Raw genomic sequence first — 16,909 nt, 5'->3', positions numbered from 1 at the left:
CCTAGGAATATATTTGCAAAACACAGATGCACCAGTCTAGATCCCCCTCGCATCCCCCGATCGAAGGGGGAATTTGAGAAGACTCCTGTCCCCCCCTTCGATCGGGGGGCTAGGGGGGATCGATCCCTAATATAAGAAAAAATCAGAGTTCTAAAGGAGCAACAGCGTTCAATAATTCTTCTAACATAAATCGCAGCAAGGACTGAGTTGCTAATACTAAACCCAATCTGGCTTGGGCGAGTTTGAGGTTTTCTCTTTTAATTTCGCCCCAAATTGTACACTGGCTGTAAAAAGTCTGAAAGGCTGTGCTCAAACTATTTGCTAATTTGAAATGATCGATCGCTCTTTCTTGGTTGCACTCCCCAAACACAAAAGCTAGACTGTCTAGCACTGTCAATAGTTGGGAAATTAAATGGCTTTCGGCTGGATGTATTAATCTCAGTTGTTCGTTGTCGAGCCAGGGTAAGGGATTGGGGGCCGTCAGCGACCAAATTTGGGGTGTTGTGGCGACATCGGGTTGGGCGATCGCAATTAGGCGATCGCGATGGGCCATTCGCACCAGAGAACAACAGCGGGCGTGGCTGTATTGAAGAGGAAACAGTCGATCGGCTGAGAATACGGGTGATATTATTCGAGATTGTGCAACAGGAATGGGAGTTTGAGCTAAACGCTGCAACCACCAGGCCAAACCTGGAGGGGTGAACTCAAACTCAATGATGGCCGACGGCGTGACTGTAACGGCGAAATCTCGATGACACATACTTTGCAGAGTTTCAGCTAACTGGGTGGCGATGGCTTGGGGTGTCTGCTGGCACACTTTAGCCAATTTGAGGGCGATCGCCGAAATGTACACTACTCCTAGACTATTCTGAGACCGATTTAAGGGAATTTCATCTAGTTTTAGGGCAGTTTCTGGTATATTAGCCCGTTCCATTGCAGTTTGTAGCCGTGACTGCAACAGAGTTTTGACTGTGAGTTTTTTCAACTCCCCGTCTTGTGATTTTGACTCCATACTCAAAACTTTATATTTGCTGAATTCAACCATTGAGATGTATTTTTTGTTACATTGAATATTTATGTAAAACTGACAAAAATAAGCAAGCACAGCTAAGCTAGTGTAAGCTCGATCGCTGTCAGTCATCTCACTTTGTATCGCCATATTGGCAAAACCTGTTTTTTTCACTGGTCACACATATCCCAAAGCCTCACCCATGCAATCAACTTCCACATCTCTAGAGACGATCGATCGACCGTTTATAACTTGGCAACGAATTATAGACTGGGCCCAGGAACACTACCGCTGCCGGACTTTTAGCAAAGACGAGCGCATTCCAGCTAGGCCGGGACTCCTGTATTTAGTACAAAAGGGGTCTGTGCGGCTCGTAGGTAGCGCTCAGGTCAGTGCCACTTCAAAATCGTCAAAATCCGATCGCGAAGCACCAGAAGAAGCTTTTCTGGGGTTCGTAGGAGCGGGTCAGCCCTTTGAACTGGTGGCACAGTCGCCGTTTACTCTGCAAGCCTACGCCCACGCTGACCAAACTCACGTAGTGTGGATGTACTGGCACGATTTGGATAACTGGCCTCACTTCCGCCGAGAAATTTTGGATGCGTTTCGCTACCAGCACCAGCGGAAACTGCTCTGGCTAAGCACTTTGGGACAGCGCCGGACAATCGACCGCTTGCTGGGATTTCTCACATTGTTGATAGAAGAGTTTGGGGAACCCTACGTAGGTGAGACGGAACCTGATGTGGTTCGCGGCTATCGCCTCCCTTGGGCCCTGACTCATGCTCAAATTGGCAGTGCGATTGGTTCAACGCGGGTGACAGTCACTAGGTTGATGGGTAAGTTGCGATCGAAAGGTTTGATTAATACTGAGGATGACAATTTAATCTGTTTACCGGCTAGCCCTGATTCGCCCAAAACTAAAAATCCTAAGCCGAAACCGGAAGCGTCCATGGAATAATCTGGGTCTAACCCAGGGGCCGATTGTTCCCAAACAGGGTTAACTGTTAGTTTTTTTAGCCGATCGCGGTCTTTGTCACTCCACATTGTAGGATGAATTGTGTAAAATTTTACGGTTCTCTCTTTTGTGCGATCGACCATGACCGATGAACAGCCAAAATTGACCATCCCGAACCATCAGCAACGAGTCCTCTTCTGTGACTTTGATGGCACGATTACCGTAGAAGAAACTTTTGTGGCTATGCTGAAGCATTTCGCCCCACAACTGTCATCGGAACTGATGCCAGAAATGTATGCTAGAAGGCTGAGTTTGCGATCGGGAGTGCGGCAGTTATTGGAGTCGATTCCCTCGGAATGTTACGGGGAAATTATCGAATTTTCCCGCCCCAAGCTTTGGCGATCGGGATTGGTAGAATTACTGGATTTTTTGGATGCTAAAGGGGTGCATTTTGTGATTGTTTCCGGCGGTTTGCGAATTATGGTAGAAACCGTCCTCGGCGATTTAGTCCATCGGGCTAGCGCTATTTATGCTGTGGATGTGGACACCACCGGGCCTCGGTTGCAAGTAAAGTCGGAGTTTGAGGGAGATACGGAATTGGTGTCAAAGGTGCGGGTAATGGAACAGCACCCAGCCGAGGAACAGGTGGCGATCGGTGATTCGATCACGGATTTTAACATGGCTTTGCAGGCTTCATGGGTGTTTGCGCGCGATCGACTGGCCCAATATCTAGACGAACAGCAAAAGCCCTATACTAAATGGGATAATTTTTTTGATGTGCTAGAAAAGCTCTCCCAACAATGGGATTAAAACTCAACTAAAATCATGCACAAAAAGCTGAGGATTGGCAAAGAATGAGCGGCGATTTGAGAACAGATTTAATAGCAGCGGCAAAACATTTTTACGATCGAGGTTGGATGGTTGGGACAGCCGGTAATCTTTCCTCTCGCTTAGATGACGGCAGTTTTTGGATTACCGCTAGCGGCCGCCAAAAAGGCAAATTAACTGCCACTGATTTTATTAGAATGAACTTAGACGGCATAATTCTAGAGCAACCCGATCCAGATAGTCGCCCTTCCGCAGAAACCAGCATTCATTTAGCGGTGTATCAGAGTTTTCCCGAAGCTCAAGCTTGCTATCACGTTCACTCCATCGAGGCAAATTTAGTCTCTCGGTTAGCAGCCGGAGATGCCGTGTCTTTACCTGCGATCGAAATGCTCAAAGGTTTGGGAGTCTGGGAGGAAAACCCCCAAGTATCCATGCCCTTATTTACCAATTATTTTTCAGTCCCACAAATCGCCCAGGAAATTGGCGAATTATTTGCCATTTCCCCCCCGCAAGTACCCGCTTTGTTAATTCGCGATCACGGCGTTACAGTCTGGGCTAACTCCCCAGCTACAGCCTACAATTACATAGAAATTGTCGAATACATTTTTCGCTACATGGTGATGGCCCGTCAATCGATTTTAGACTATACATTTTAGAACAAGTTGAGGTAATATTTATGGCTAAATATACCCGGATTCTCTCCATAGATGGAGGCGGTATTAGAGGAATTATTCCCGGACAAGTTGGAGTAGCCCTTGAAGAAAAACTGAAACAAAAAAGCGGCAACCCAGAAGCAAAAATAGCTGATTATTTTGATTTAATCGCAGGCACCAGTGCCGGAGGAATTTTAACTTGTCTTTACTTGTTTCCCGACCCAGATAATCCCAACCGACCTCTGTGGTCTGCCGAAGATGCTGTTAATTTCTCCATCAAAAGTGGTCGCGATGTTTTTAAGAGTTCCTTTTGGCAAACACTCACATCTCTAGACGGTTTAGTTGATGAAAAATATTCGAGCGATCGCCTAGAACAATTCTTTTTAGAACACTTTGGAGATGGCCAACTCAGTCAACTGCTGAAACCTTGTTTAATTACCAGTTACGACATCGAAAGGAGAAAAGCTCACTTTTTCAATCAACAAGATGCTGTAAATAATCCCGAAGAAGACTATTTCATCAAAGATATAACCAGAGCGACATCGGCTGCTCCTTCTTATTTTGAAGTTCCCAAAATTCGCTCCTTGACCAACGAATCCTACGTTTTAGTTGACGGGGGAGTATTTGCCAACAATCCCGCACTTTGTGCTTATGCAGAAGTGAGAAATAAATTCCGCATTCCCGACGATCGCCCAGACAGAGGTCCGACGGCAAAGGAGATGGTAATCTTATCTCTCGGCACCGGAGACGCTCAAAAAAAATATCCCTACGAAGAAGCCAAAGACTGGGGTCAAGTGGAGTGGATTGAGCCTTTGATTAGTATACTGATGACCGGGGTTTCTGAAACAGTCCATTATCAACTCATGCAAATTTTTGATGCCATTGAAAGACCACATCAATATTTGAGAATTAGTCCTGATTTGAGTTTATATACAGAACCGCTACCCATCGATGATGCGTCGGAACCAAAAATATCACAACTGGTGAAAATTGGCAAAGAGCAAGCACAAAAATACGATGGAGAATTGGATCGCTTTATTGACTTATTAGTGGCGGAATAATTAATAATTAATAATTAGTTATTGGTTATTAGTGGTTAATCTTTAGCGTACAGCACTGTCACATATAAAATCTAAATCATTGGTGAAAAAATACCAAGACAAGCGCGATCGACCTTTAGATGAAACCATTAACAACAGATGGTTTCAGCGATTTTCTGTCACTATGTTCCTAGGTGGACAAGTGCTGTGGCGCATACTCAGTGGCAAAGTTGACCGCCGCAAAATCATGGAACACTTAGTCACAGTAGGATTAGATTCTTTGCGTGCTGTATTATTAATAGCCTTCTTTGCCGGCATGATTTTTACCATTCAATCAGCCAGAGAATTGATTAGATTTGGGGCTGTGGGCGCGGTAGGAGGTGCTTTTGCTTTGGCATTTTGCCGCGAATTAGCACCTGTTTTAACTGCCGGTGTAGTGGCGGGACAAGTAGGTTCAGCCTTTGCAGCGGAAATCGGCGAAATGCAGGTGACGGAACAAATAGATGCCCTGTATATGTTGAGAACAAATCCGGTTGATTATTTAGTAGTACCACGGGTGATAGCTTGTTGTGTGATGCTGCCGATATTAACCATTTTTTCGGTGGCGGTGGGGATTATAGGTGGAGTGTTTGTAGCTGCTATTTTTTATGAGTTGGAACCGTCAGTATTTTTAGAATCTGTTCGGACTTTTTTAGGACCTTGGGATTTAGTCACGGTGGCGATTAAGAGTTTTATTTTTGGATTGATTATTGCCATTGTGGGTTGCGGTTGGGGATTGACTACAACCGGGGGAGGTAAGGGAGTTGGACAAGCTGCGACGGCGGCGGTGGTAACTTCTTGGGTGTTTATTTTTGTGGCTGATTTCTTTTTGTCGCTGTTACTTTTTCATGAGTTGGGAATTACCAGAAGTTGATGATATTAGTGAGGCAAATTATTTTTTATCCCTAGGGCGTGTTCTCTTTCGTCTGATACTAAATCCGGGTTACTTACCCGCTTTATGAAAGAGTGAACTAATTTCTCCCCCTCCCCCTCCCCCTCTCCCCCTCTTCAACAAATTAAGTGGTAGGTGGGGTGAATATCTTATCAGTCCCTAGCTGACTTTTTGGGCTTTTCGGTTCCGGCTTGTAAGGAGGGCGATACACTCGAATTTCCTGAATAGGAACGTTCCCATTAGCTTCAGGAACGATTTCCAAAATATGTTTGGAATTGCTTAAATTCTGAGCCAATGTGGTATAATACTCGCGGGTTAAATCGGTAATTTCTGGTGTCCCATAGGTATCCACAAACATTGGTTTTACCTGCCATGCAGTCTCAAATCCTTTGGGTGTTGGCTGTTTAGAATATTCATAGGAACTTTGCAGCCACCAGTTTTTGGGTTCAATGACAACGCGACCAGAATTTGAGACAAATAATTTGTCATTTGTACCGCTACCGTCGTAACCTGTTTTTGAACCAAAAACCTGAAACTTAAACTTGCTGGCGTCGCTGTTAATTTCTGTAATTACTGCTTTCCAATCTTCCACGATTAGGGGTTTCTGACTTGATACTTGGATAATGGCTGGCCAACCGACGCCAACGGCGGGACTGGGGCGGGTAATTGCATAAAGTTCGGGAAATTCGGATGGTTTTTTGCCGTCTATGGTAATCCTAGCACTACTGGCTTTGTCCTTGAAGTTTTTATCGGCGATCGCATCTATTCTATTTCCTTCAAATTCTAACCGCAATTTGCCATTTTTCCACTGGACTTCCTTACCAACTCTATAGGTTTTTACTAAATCTGGATCGGGTTTTTTGGGGAAATTTGGATTGTATTGGAGGTGGGGCTTAATCAGGGCTGCTAGGAGAAAGTTTCCCCAATCGTTGAGGTGAATTTCGTCACTCAAGAGCTGTTTTGGCTGCAAGCCATTGTCTTGCAAATAGCGTCTCCAAGGTGCGCGAATTTCGGCAATTTCGCAGCCATATTTTTCGGCAAGTTGAGGCAACCATTGGGTAGAATGAGTGTTGTGCCATTCGTATCTTTTTAGCTGATCTGGATCGTCTTTTTCTCCTGTTGGCATCCAGTCGATGTGATCTGAATGTATGAGTATTTCGCTAGTGGTGCGACGGCGGATATTAGCAATGATTGCTTCGTAATCTTCATCTCCTCCGTAAACGTGAAAAATTACCAAATCTGGATAAAAAGGATATAAGTCGTGTTCGCTGGGACGGATTAACAGCCCAGCGGCAAATCCTCCGATGGCGCGGTTTTCAATGGTCAAATCTGCATAGGGAAATCGCTTTCTGATATCGTTGGCTACATCTTGCCACCAATCTTGTTTGGTGATAGATTGTCCATAAAATAGGATGCGTACTGGTTTGCGATCGCCTGGAGTGCTGCTCGCGAGCAATCCCATTGTCCTTTGAATGTTAGCTCCGAAATTAGCACTGTTTTCCGGGGAAACTGGTGTGGGAAATCTTGGTGTAGCATTGATTTTGTCGAGGGATGAAACCAACAGGACAACCAGAGATAAACAAAATACCCAGAAGTGACGATAAATTTTTGATTTGATGCTAGGGCTATGGTATTTTTTCATTGTTTTATATTTTTGAGGCTCCTTGAATCTAGACCCGATATTGAGGGGCGGGAGCTATTTGATAGACTATAGCAATTTTAGCGGTGTCGCCCAGAAATAGCAGCAGCCAAGAGTTGACAAAGGAGTGGCAAATGTTATAATTATTTTGGTATTTAGTCAGCGATTCCATGAGGCATCTTCTCACAAGATAGTCAAGAACAAGCCCGATTGCTTGTGGCGCAGAAATTATGGGAGATGTCTATTTGTAAGCTCATTAATTTCAGGAGTTCGATCGCACATCAAATGGATTACAAAACCGCCCGCAGTTTCCTGATAGACCAGGGAAGTGCCCTGGAAACCAAGAAAAATCCCGACGCTTTTTTGATGCGCCTCCAACAAGGACTCTCTCCCGTCCCTGGACAGGTGACATCGATTTTATTAGCTTTAAAAATATTGTTTGAGGGTTTGCAGGAATCTCCCATGCTCGATCGCCAATTAATCTCGGCACTGCATTTACTGTCGGTAGAAAGTTTGCAGCAATTTGAAGCAGGAGTTCGCAGGGGAGTTTCTTGGCCGCCACTGCTGAAAGAAGACTTAAATAGAATTGCGATCGCCGTTAAAAATATCTTTTCGGGTGTCTGGAAATAATTAACTGAGTGGGATTTTAGATATAAGTTCCGCTAGGGTGGATCTGTGTTTTGCAAATATATTAGTACGATGCTCTAGCCTGACCGCTGTAAATCTCTAGCGCGAGCTAATAAATTGTCTGCGGTCATGGTTCGCCCTTATATCAATTCCGGTTGTATCGGAATGATTTAACCGCGAAGGCGCGAAGTACGCGAAGCAAGAGAAGAGAGAGTTTAATAATTCCAATGAAGAGAGGATTTGATATTACTTACTATTTCTCTCTTCTCTTTCTCTGTGTCCTCTGTGTTCTCTGTGGTTTAATCATTCCGATATAACGGTAATTGATATCATTCCCACGGATAAATCCGTGGGCTATGAATAAGCAAGATAGGGAGCTTTTTTTTGTGGTCTGGTGCATCTGGGGGCAAGAAGAGCAAATCCTGCGATATCACAACCAAGAAATAGCGAAGTTTTGGGTTATTTCACTTGACCAAAAAACCGTTATTTCCAGGTTTCAACCAGCCAAATTTTACTGTTCACAAAAGCTTTCCAGAGATGCCAAAAGTGTGGGCAATCCCGCCAGCGCCGCTGACACCAAAACTTCATCCTTGTAAACCCGTGCTTGGATAATGCGGGTTCTCTGGGAATTAGAGGTTGTAGATCCTCGCAGTTCCCGATTTCCGGTTTCCACTAGCCCAGAACTTCTAGTTTCTCGCGTCAGGCAAAACATAGCTGTATCCTCATTTATTCCCGAATGCCGCGCCCGCAAAATTTTTCAGCGCTTGAGCCATACTTCCATTGTTGCTCAGATCTGCCAAATAAATGAAATGATGAAATAATAATTCACGATAGCTGGGGATCGACGAAAACAGTATAATAACTCTTATTAATTTGTTACATAGGGTGTCAATTTAAGTCGATCGCCCGCGAGGACACAAACCGCAGCAACCAAAAAGGCGATCGCCCCCACCATCGCCGTTGTCATAGCAGCAACTGCCAAAGGTGCGACAAACACCATAGAATACAAACTCATCCCCAGGGAAAAACCACCAAAATAAAATCCTACTCCCAATCCTCCCCGATGCGGAGGTACCAGAGACAAAGCAAAAGGAATCGCACCAGTAGTAATGAAACTATTAGTAAAAATCACAGCCAAAACAGTCACCGCCACCATCACAAAACCCTGACTCAAAACCATTACCAACAACAAAACCGCCGTTGCTATTAATCCAGCTAACAGCGTGGTTTGGTTTCCCAAACGCACCGCAATCGCTCCAGCCAGCAAACAAGAAACAGCTAAACCCAAGGTAAATCCAGCCATTAACAACTTAGCATCAACACCCACAATTTGAGTTTTAAAAACATGGGGCAAAATCCGTTCTCCCATCGCGCGAGTTCCCCAAGCAACAGCCATTCCCGTCAGCGCCACTAACCCCAAGGCTTTGATAGAAACTGCCCCAGAAATAGCAGTATCCGGTGGCAATTCCGACACCGCAGCATCAGGATTAACCGATCGCAAAAAAGCCACCGCACCCAACAATACAAACGAACCAAGAGCGAAGGCAAAAGCTGGACCCCAACTCAGAATAAAATCCCCCGCCACAAGCCTTGCAGCCCCAACCAATCCCCCCACAAGCACCAATAAACTCATGGCGTGGGGCAACTGCGTTTGAGTTGCATATTCGCCCAACAGCGACACGGCGGGCGATCGAAACATCGCCATGGCGATCGCCCAAGCCACAATTACCACAGGGAAAATCCAGCGCAGAGGCGAGACTGGATTGCCGAAAATAAAAATAGCCGGAATCGCCATAAATATAACCGACGACAGGATAGTAGCCACCACAATCAGCGGAAAACGAGTTCCCATCCAGTGACGCTGCTTATCAGAAAGCCAGCCAGCAAAAGGTTCGATCGCAATTGCCAAAATATCCTCTAAAATAGTGATTCCCCTATCAAATCCCGCAAAACCAAATCCCGCTAAAAGTTGAGGTAAATACAATCGATAAAGCATCCAAGTTAGAGTAATTGCTCCCTGCAAAGCCGCCACGCCGCCTACTTGTCGCCACAGAATTAAAGACTGAGATTGAGGATTTTTCATGGTTTTGACAATTTTTGACAGTTGGTGATTCAATCACTTTATCTACACTTTAAAAAAAACTCAGCTATATTGTTACTATTTTTAATTTTTGCACCTATGTTTAACTATCAAGTACCACGAGCCGACTTCCTGAATCTAACTCTCGAACCACCGACAGCGATCGCTCAAATAAGACCAAATATCAACAGCTTACCTGACGGAGACTACCGCTATCGAGACTCCTTTGCGATCGATCGACCTTTTAGAGAAATCCAATTTCGCAAACAAGATAGATACATCACCGGCAGCGATTCCGACAAACGCACAGGTAAAAGCTACTGTTTTCGGGGCCTAGCGCTGCACAACAACGTCATTAATATCACAGTAGCCACTGAAATTGTTCCCCAAACAACCCAGAAAACAGAGTGGAAATTGGAGCCGGGAAGCCCAATTAATTTTGACCAACTTTATCCGCTGCAAGCAGGACCAGGATTAGAATTGTACAAATGTTTGACAGCATTTTTACCCAAATTGAACTATTAGTTATTAACTATCGGAAATGAATCATAAACAACCAATAACCAATAACCAATAACTCTTAACTAAGAACCAGCATTTTTCAACTCTTCATCAAGCATTTTTCTATAAACTTTAGGCAAACTAGAACTCATAGAATTGGTTTCAATGCCATATCCCAAACTCGTCCAAGTTCCCGACAACATCCGCAAAACGTCAGTTAATTTGTCTTCCTTCAACATCTGTGAAATATCAGCTTTCCAAAATTGGCGATCGCTCAACCAAGCATAAACCACCGCATCTTGATATTCCGGCTCAAAACTGTAATCTTGCCAAACAATAAAATTAGTAGGCCGGGGGTGATAGCGCTGAGCTTTATCTTTCCAAGTCGAACTCAAAAATTGATACCTGCCCGCAGCCGTAGTACATTTGCCGCGATTGGGACCATTCACAATCTTGACGCACCAATCAGGATGGTGGCTCAAATCTAACAGGTATTTACCACCGTAAACAACGTGATAAGGTCGAGAAACATTGGATTCGCTAGCAGAAATAGTTCGCATCAGTGCCCGAAGGTAAGGATCGCCAGATTTCATAGCCAAAGGCGGGATTTTGATCGCCTCAGTTGCGGGGGATAAAAACGGCTGATTTCCCCGCAAATTCACAGCCAAAAAAACAGCGCCACCAATCACCATAGCGATTATCAGTAAAAATCCGAGGATTTGAATTTCTGACTGTCTCAATAAATTGATTCTTTGACGCTGGAGTTTTTTAGCTTGCAGCAAAGTCATTTCCAGTTCGGCAATTTCGGTCAATTTTTGAGCAGCCCGCATTTGGCGGACTCGGAAATCGTGTTGATAGAGGGGTGCGGCTAATAGTGTTAAACTTGATAAAGCGGCGGCTAGTTTAATGAGCCAAAAATCGAATTCACCGGCGATCGCCACATTGGTGAGAGTAGATATTCCTGTGAATAATTGTCCTGGATCGATCGAGCGTGCGGGCCAATAAAAAATCGCTATTTGCACCAGCAGGGACAGATTAAAGGCCAGAAAAATGACTACTAGAGCATTCAAGCCTTCCCGCAGGTGCTGGCGCATCCCCGTAGGTCGGCGCTGGAACTTGCGCCCCCGGAGAAAGCTGGCGGAAACCAAAGTGATGAGAGGATTTAAGATTGTCGTGGCAAAAAAGTGAGCAACAAAGAACAAAGGCAACTGAATCAGCCAAGCGGTTAGCAGTAAACTCAGGAAGCCCCTATCATCGTTAACCAGAGGAATGCCCCTGTTGACTACAAAGCTAAAACTCTGAGCCAGAGCAAATGCCCTTAACCACGAAATCGGATAGGGGAACCAAGCTGGCCACTGGAGAGTTTTCATGCTGGGAGAGTGAAATCAAAACGGCGAAGGGTGGAACTAAATTGTAAAACCATTAAGATTTTGCCAGATTTGGCGATCGTATTCCCAAAATAGCAATTCCGATTATTCATTGGCTGGGGCGTGTCGATCAAATTTTTGGTTTGTGACATAGATGGTTGTTTACACCAGCCCCTACAGGTATCCTAGGGCCTGGTTTAGTGCAATACCTAGCCAAAAGTACAGATTCTTTCCTGGCTCACCATCAGCAGCAAGCTAGCCGTTAGGTTAATGGAAGACTCAACAAAAAGCCAGAAACTTTTGGGCGATCGTTCTCTTATGATTGAACCTGAATTAACAAACAGGGGTCAAATTTCATGCTGCAAGTGGATGATTTAACCCAAAAGCTGTTAGACCTTGATGAAGATAGTCTCAAGGCGCAGCTTGGAATTATAGCTCAAAAAATAGCGACAGATCCCACAGCGCCATCGGCTTCTTTAGAAAGTCTTGATGAGGCTTTAAGTGCGACTCCCAGAGGTGGAATTCCCGATCGCACCGATGTCAACTTTGGCGATCGTCTCTTCAGGAGTCTGAATATCAAATCCTACAATCTGATGTGTAGCGAACTGTTTGACGATCTAGAAATTCAAGCTCAACTCCAAACAGCTTTCAAAGAAAGTTTAGCAAAAGCTGCTGGACTGTTAACACCTGTTCTCGCTACTCAGTTAGGGCTAGCACTCCCCATTGCTGCGATCGTTGCTAGCCTAATTATCAAAACCATTTCCTCCGCAACGGCGGAAACAATTTGCGAAATTTGGAAACAAAAGCTAGTTATTGAACCGTGCAGTCTGATCAATCAAATAGATAATGACCCTGCTCAGCGACGAGCATTAGAAGAAGTAGGCACTCGCGGTACTTTCACACTTCAGGACGCTCCAGGATGTTCCACGGCTGTAGTCCGTTTGCTTGACAAACAGCTCATCGAAGAGATGAACAAAATAGAGCCAAATTGCCTCATAAGTTTTGCCGAACTCAACGTAGACATGGGTGAAGGCGTTCATCCATTTCTTCAGTTACCTGCACAAAAAGCTCTCGCTCGTGCTATTAGCGATCGGGGTCAAAAACTGACAATAAACTCAGCTTACCGAACCATTGCACAACAGCAATTCCTATTTACTCGTGGCTCCGATTGCGGTTACGATCGCGTTGCACAACCAGGCTATAGCCAGCATGAAAGTGGTCTAGCCATGGATATCCAAGACCCAGAAGGCTGGAGTTCGTTTCTAGAAAATTACGGCTGGTATTGGCCTGCATATGGTAATGACCCCTGGCACTTTGAGTATCAAGGAAGCGACAAGCAGGACATTATAGGTACTGCTGTACTAGCCTTTCAGCGACTGTGGAATCGACACAATCCCAACGAACAAATTGACGAGGATGGTGCATTTGGGCCTGTCACTGAAGAAAAACTCAACAAATCGCCTGTAGAGGGTTTTTGAATAGTTGAGATTTAAGAATAGAGTCCACCTCAATCGCCTGCAAATACCAACACCATCACCAAAAAATAAAATCATGGCTAAAAACATCTACGCACTCTTGGTCGGCATTGACAACTACCATCCCAATTCCGATACCCACATTCCTTCCTTAAAAGGTTGCGTTAATGACATTAAAGCTGTAGAAACATATCTGCGAGAGCGACTTGTCAATTATAGCGATTGGCAACTCAGACAACCCCCAAATCTACCATGGATACTATTAAATGAAGATGCCACTCGTCAGGCAATTATCAACGGCTTCCAGCAACATTTGTGCAACGCAGATAACAATGATATTGTATTATTTTACTATTCCGGTCATGGCGCTCAAGAAAAAGCACCAGCAGAATTTTGGGAATTAGAACCAGACCATCTCAATGAAACATTAGTTTGTTACGACAGTCGCACGGATGGCAGTCGCGATTTAGCAGACAAAGAATTAGCTTACCTCATCTCCCAAGTCGCCGAAAAAAATCCCCAGGTTCTGGTTATTTTAGACTGCTGTCACTCCGGTGCGGGAACTAGAGATTTATCACCAGAAATAGGAGTGCGACGATCGCCTGTAGACACGCGCGATCGCCCATTAAGCAGTTTTCTTTTTGCTAAGGACGAAACAGCATTAAAAGAACTGTTAACTTCTCCTGTAAATCGGGAAAAAAAGACAACAGGCCTAGTATTACCAAAAGGAAAACACATCATGTTTTCTGCCTGTAGAGACTACGAACGGGCCAAAGAGTATCAAGTAGAAGAGGGCCTGTACAGAGGAGCTTTTTCTTACTTCCTGCTGCAAGCATTACAGCGGACAAATGGCAATATAACCTATCGAGATTTAGCAAGAAATATTAACGCCCTCGTGTGCGGTAAAGTCAAAGAACAGTCGCCACAAGTTGAAGCAACTAACCCAAAAGAGTTAAACAAACCTTTTTTGGGCGGTGTAATTAAAGAACGTCCTTATTACTTCACTTTAACTCACGACCAAAATCAGAATAGTTGGGTAATTGATGGAGGGGCTCTCCAGGCTATTCCTAAACCATCGGATGCCGGAGATACATTATTAGCCTTCTTTCCCGCAGGCAGCACTCCCGAACAATTGCGGCAACTTTCAGCAGCATTAGGTGAAGCAAAAATAACTCAAGTACAGCAGCAATGCAGCAAGGTACAAATTATTGCTAGCAATGATAAACTATCAAAAACAGAAAGCTATTGGGCAGTAGTCACCAACTTACCTTTGCCACATTTAAAAATTTTTCTAAAAGGCGATCGAAGTGAAATCGCAGGTGTAGAATTAGCGCAGCAAAGACTACTAACAGCGACAGCAGACAACCAGCCTTCACTTTACCTACGTCAAGTAGAGTCAGCAAAATTAGCCGATTATCATCTATTAGCTAAAAACGGTCAATATTGGATTCTCCAGCCTGAAGACGATCGCCCTTTAGTCGCCCCAATCCCCGAAGAGATTGAAGTAAATGCAAGTTACACCGATCTAAATGCTTTTGAAGCGATCGTTCGTTTAGAACATATAGCCCGCTGGCGTAATATTCTGAATCTTTCCAGTCCCGCTAACAGTAGCATTAACAGCGATGATGTGGAAATGGAAATTATCTTCCTCTCAGGGCAACAAGAAGCTTCATCAGAGGCAGAATATGGAGAGATCCCATCATCAGAAATGCGTGTAGAGTACACTTATGAAAATGGCGAATGGCAAGCGCCAACTCTACAAATTAAAGTGACGAATCACAGCAATAAAAAGCTTTATTTTAATGTCCTCGACCTTTCAGAAAGTTTTGCGATCGAAGTACCGTTCTTTGATTCCACAAGCAGCATTCTCCTGCAACCAAAAGGAAGTGAAATTTGCACAGAAATCTTCAGCGATCCCATGAATTTTCAAGTACCGGACAGATTTTTTGACCGAGGTACTACTGAGTACAAAGATATCTTAAAATTAATTGTCAGTAGCGCCGAATTTGATGCAAGTTCTCTAGAACAAGATGGATTAAATCCTCCGCCCGCAAATCGTGCGATCGCGCCCAGTCAAGGAACACTCGATCGTTTAATGCAGGGAGTCCATACCCGCGAAGCAGTCAAGGCTAAAGGCACTTACGATAATTGGATGACGAAGGAAGTCGCGATTACAATTGTGCGACCCATGGATGCTAAATCAATTACACCTAATCGCAGCACTTTCTTGCAAAATGGTGCTGTTGAAGTGCAACCTCATCCGACTTTGAAAGCAAAAGTAAATCTCACAACTGTACCGCAAGCTAGTAGAGATTTAGGCAATTTAATTTTACCTTCCATTTTGCGGCAACAGCCCTGCATTACTGAATCTTTCTATTTTACAACTAGCCGAGGTACTGACCCTGGTTTAAGTGCTTTCGAGTTAAGTGAGGTAGAAGATTATACAGTTGTCACATCAGAATCACCGCTCAAGTTGTTAGTTAATACAGAATTAGCGGATAACGAACATCTTTTGCCTTTTGCCTATGACGGTGAATTTTTCTTGCCATTAGGAATGGGTAAAAAAAATGGAAATGACCAGACGGAGATTATACTAGAACGTTTGCCACAACCAATAGTTAGCAGTCGCAGCTTGAAAGGTTCAATTCGGATTTTCATGGAAAAAGTAGCCCATAAAAAACTGGGACGACCTTTTGAATATCCAATTTTAGCTGTAGCTGACTTTGGCAAAAATGACAAGGTAATTTACGAAAGAAATCAGGAAAAAGTTAAATCAAGAGTAGCAGCAGCCCAGCGAATTATCCTGTACATTCACGGGATTATTGGTGACACAGAAAGTCTGGTTCCTAGCGTTAATAAAGCTTTGGTAGAAGTGGATGGTCAGCAGCGTCCCATTAAAGAAATCTATGACTTAGTTTTGACCTTTGACTACGAGAATATCCACACGACAATTGAGGAGAATGGGCGGCTTTTAGGCAAGCGGCTGCAAGAAGTAGGTTTGGGAGCAAATCACGGCAAAGAGTTGCAGATTGTGGCTCATTCTATGGGGGGTTTGGTGTCGCGGTGGTTTATCGAACGAGAAGGCGGAAATCAAGTCGTGCAGCATTTAATTATGTTAGGTACGCCGAATGGTGGTTCTCCTTGGCCAGCGGTACAAGACTTAGTTTTCATGCTTCTGGGCATTGCCTTAAATCAACTTTCCGAAATTGTTTTGCCTACGAAAATAGTAGCTCAATTGCTGGAATATCTCGAAGAAAATGACTACGCACTAGACCAAATGCAGCCAGATTCTCCGTTGCTTAAAGAACTTGCTAATAATCCCGATCCGGGGGTGCTGTATACAATTATTGCAGGCGATCGCTCTCTGGTTTCTAAAGTAATAGAAGTCGATCCAGACAAGCAATCTAGTGCAATACAGCGACTCGTGCAAAAGGTGTTTGGCAAGAGTGTAGACCGAGTTGTAGATTGGACATTTTTTAGTGAACCTAACGATATTGCCGTTACTATGGCTAGTATCAAAAGTGTTAGTTGCGATCGCACTCCTCAACCCAGAATATTGCTGCCAGATGCGGCTTGCAATCATCTTACCTATTTTACAGATAAAGCTGGGTTAAATGCACTAGCACTGGCACTTTTTCCAAGCTCAGATAGTAACATATTGGTTTAAATATTTTCCTAATGTTTTGATGGCTGTCCCAGGAATTGCTGTTATTAACTTATTGCTTCTGGGATTTGTATCTTTCCTGGTAGCAGGAGTTCTGATGGCTATCAAACAAAGCTAGGAATTTTAGTCGAGGAAGTTCATTT

Annotated in this window: 15 protein-coding genes; 9 read left to right on the top strand and 6 right to left on the bottom strand. The window is 44.2% G+C overall.

The features are described 5' to 3' along the window. Positions 1 to 142: 142 nt before the first annotated feature. A complete protein-coding gene (locus tag AAFP14_RS11900) occupies positions 143 to 1,183 on the bottom strand; it encodes a DALR anticodon-binding domain-containing protein (RefSeq protein WP_341732463.1) in 1,041 nt (346 codons plus the stop codon). 28 nt (positions 1,184 to 1,211) lie between these two features. Here AAFP14_RS11900 and AAFP14_RS11895 point away from each other — a divergent pair, with 28 nt between their 5' ends. The 5 genes from AAFP14_RS11895 (at position 1,212) to AAFP14_RS11875 (ending at position 5,395) form a co-directional block, all read left to right on the top strand. Next, positions 1,212 to 1,964: a Crp/Fnr family transcriptional regulator gene (locus tag AAFP14_RS11895; RefSeq protein WP_341732462.1), complete on the top strand. Its 753-nt coding sequence runs from the start codon at positions 1,212 to 1,214 to the stop codon at positions 1,962 to 1,964. A 138-nt stretch (positions 1,965 to 2,102) separates the two neighbouring features. Then, positions 2,103 to 2,771: an HAD-IB family phosphatase gene (locus AAFP14_RS11890; RefSeq protein ID WP_341732461.1), complete on the top strand. Its 669-nt coding sequence runs from the start codon at positions 2,103 to 2,105 to the stop codon at positions 2,769 to 2,771. A 44-nt stretch (positions 2,772 to 2,815) separates the two neighbouring features. After that, entirely contained in the window at positions 2,816 to 3,445 is a 630-nt protein-coding gene (gene mtnB, locus AAFP14_RS11885; protein ID WP_341732460.1) for a methylthioribulose 1-phosphate dehydratase, read from the top strand. Positions 3,446 to 3,465: 20 nt separating this feature from the next. Then, the gene (locus AAFP14_RS11880; protein ID WP_341732459.1) at positions 3,466 to 4,503 is read left to right on the top strand and encodes a patatin-like phospholipase family protein; all 1,038 of its coding nucleotides are present in this window, start codon (positions 3,466 to 3,468) and stop codon (positions 4,501 to 4,503) included. A gap of 79 nt (positions 4,504 to 4,582) precedes the next feature. Further along, entirely contained in the window at positions 4,583 to 5,395 is an 813-nt protein-coding gene (locus tag AAFP14_RS11875) for an MlaE family lipid ABC transporter permease subunit (RefSeq protein ID WP_341732458.1), read from the top strand. A 142-nt stretch (positions 5,396 to 5,537) separates the two neighbouring features. On the opposite strand, the gene AAFP14_RS11870 is transcribed toward AAFP14_RS11875, so the two are convergent. Continuing rightward, positions 5,538 to 7,055: an SGNH/GDSL hydrolase family protein gene (locus AAFP14_RS11870; RefSeq protein ID WP_341732457.1), complete on the bottom strand. Its 1,518-nt coding sequence runs from the start codon at positions 7,053 to 7,055 to the stop codon at positions 5,538 to 5,540. 282 nt (positions 7,056 to 7,337) lie between these two features. Here AAFP14_RS11870 and AAFP14_RS11865 point away from each other — a divergent pair, with 282 nt between their 5' ends. Continuing rightward, positions 7,338 to 7,682 (top strand): Dethiobiotin synthetase, encoded by a 345-nt coding sequence (locus AAFP14_RS11865; RefSeq protein ID WP_341732507.1) that lies wholly within the window; start codon positions 7,338 to 7,340, stop codon positions 7,680 to 7,682. 508 nt (positions 7,683 to 8,190) lie between these two features. On the opposite strand, the gene AAFP14_RS11860 is transcribed toward AAFP14_RS11865, so the two are convergent. Both AAFP14_RS11860 and AAFP14_RS11855 read right to left on the bottom strand, forming a co-directional pair. Next, positions 8,191 to 8,391: a hypothetical protein gene (locus AAFP14_RS11860; protein ID WP_341732456.1), complete on the bottom strand. Its 201-nt coding sequence runs from the start codon at positions 8,389 to 8,391 to the stop codon at positions 8,191 to 8,193. Positions 8,392 to 8,547: 156 nt separating this feature from the next. Further along, a complete protein-coding gene (locus tag AAFP14_RS11855) occupies positions 8,548 to 9,795 on the bottom strand; it encodes an MFS transporter (RefSeq protein WP_341732455.1) in 1,248 nt (415 codons plus the stop codon). A gap of 63 nt (positions 9,796 to 9,858) precedes the next feature. On the opposite strand from AAFP14_RS11855, the gene AAFP14_RS11850 reads away from it, so the two are divergent. After that, positions 9,859 to 10,284, top strand: coding sequence for a hypothetical protein (locus AAFP14_RS11850; RefSeq protein WP_341732454.1), 426 nt, complete (start codon positions 9,859 to 9,861; stop codon positions 10,282 to 10,284). 59 nt (positions 10,285 to 10,343) lie between these two features. Here the strand turns inward: AAFP14_RS11850 and AAFP14_RS11845 are convergent, their stop codons facing one another. Continuing rightward, complete coding sequence (locus AAFP14_RS11845) at positions 10,344 to 11,048, bottom strand: glycoside hydrolase family 24 protein (protein ID WP_341732506.1); 705 nt, start codon at positions 11,046 to 11,048, stop codon at positions 10,344 to 10,346. A gap of 578 nt (positions 11,049 to 11,626) precedes the next feature. Continuing rightward, on the bottom strand, positions 11,627 to 11,779 hold the full coding sequence (locus AAFP14_RS11840; protein ID WP_341732453.1) for a hypothetical protein: 153 nt from the start codon (positions 11,777 to 11,779) through the stop codon (positions 11,627 to 11,629). Between the two features lie 204 nt (positions 11,780 to 11,983). On the opposite strand from AAFP14_RS11840, the gene AAFP14_RS11835 reads away from it, so the two are divergent. Both AAFP14_RS11835 and AAFP14_RS11830 read left to right on the top strand, forming a co-directional pair. After that, positions 11,984 to 13,105: a M15 family metallopeptidase gene (locus tag AAFP14_RS11835; RefSeq protein WP_341732452.1), complete on the top strand. Its 1,122-nt coding sequence runs from the start codon at positions 11,984 to 11,986 to the stop codon at positions 13,103 to 13,105. 73 nt (positions 13,106 to 13,178) lie between these two features. Beyond that, positions 13,179 to 16,769, top strand: coding sequence for a caspase family protein (locus AAFP14_RS11830; protein WP_341732451.1), 3,591 nt, complete (start codon positions 13,179 to 13,181; stop codon positions 16,767 to 16,769). Positions 16,770 to 16,909: the final 140 nt, after the last annotated feature.

The organism is Microcoleus sp. EPA2, assembly GCA_020882975.1.
GTDB lineage: Bacteria > Cyanobacteriota > Cyanobacteriia > Cyanobacteriales > Microcoleaceae > Microcoleus.
This window is presented reverse-complemented; position numbering and strand designations above follow the sequence as displayed.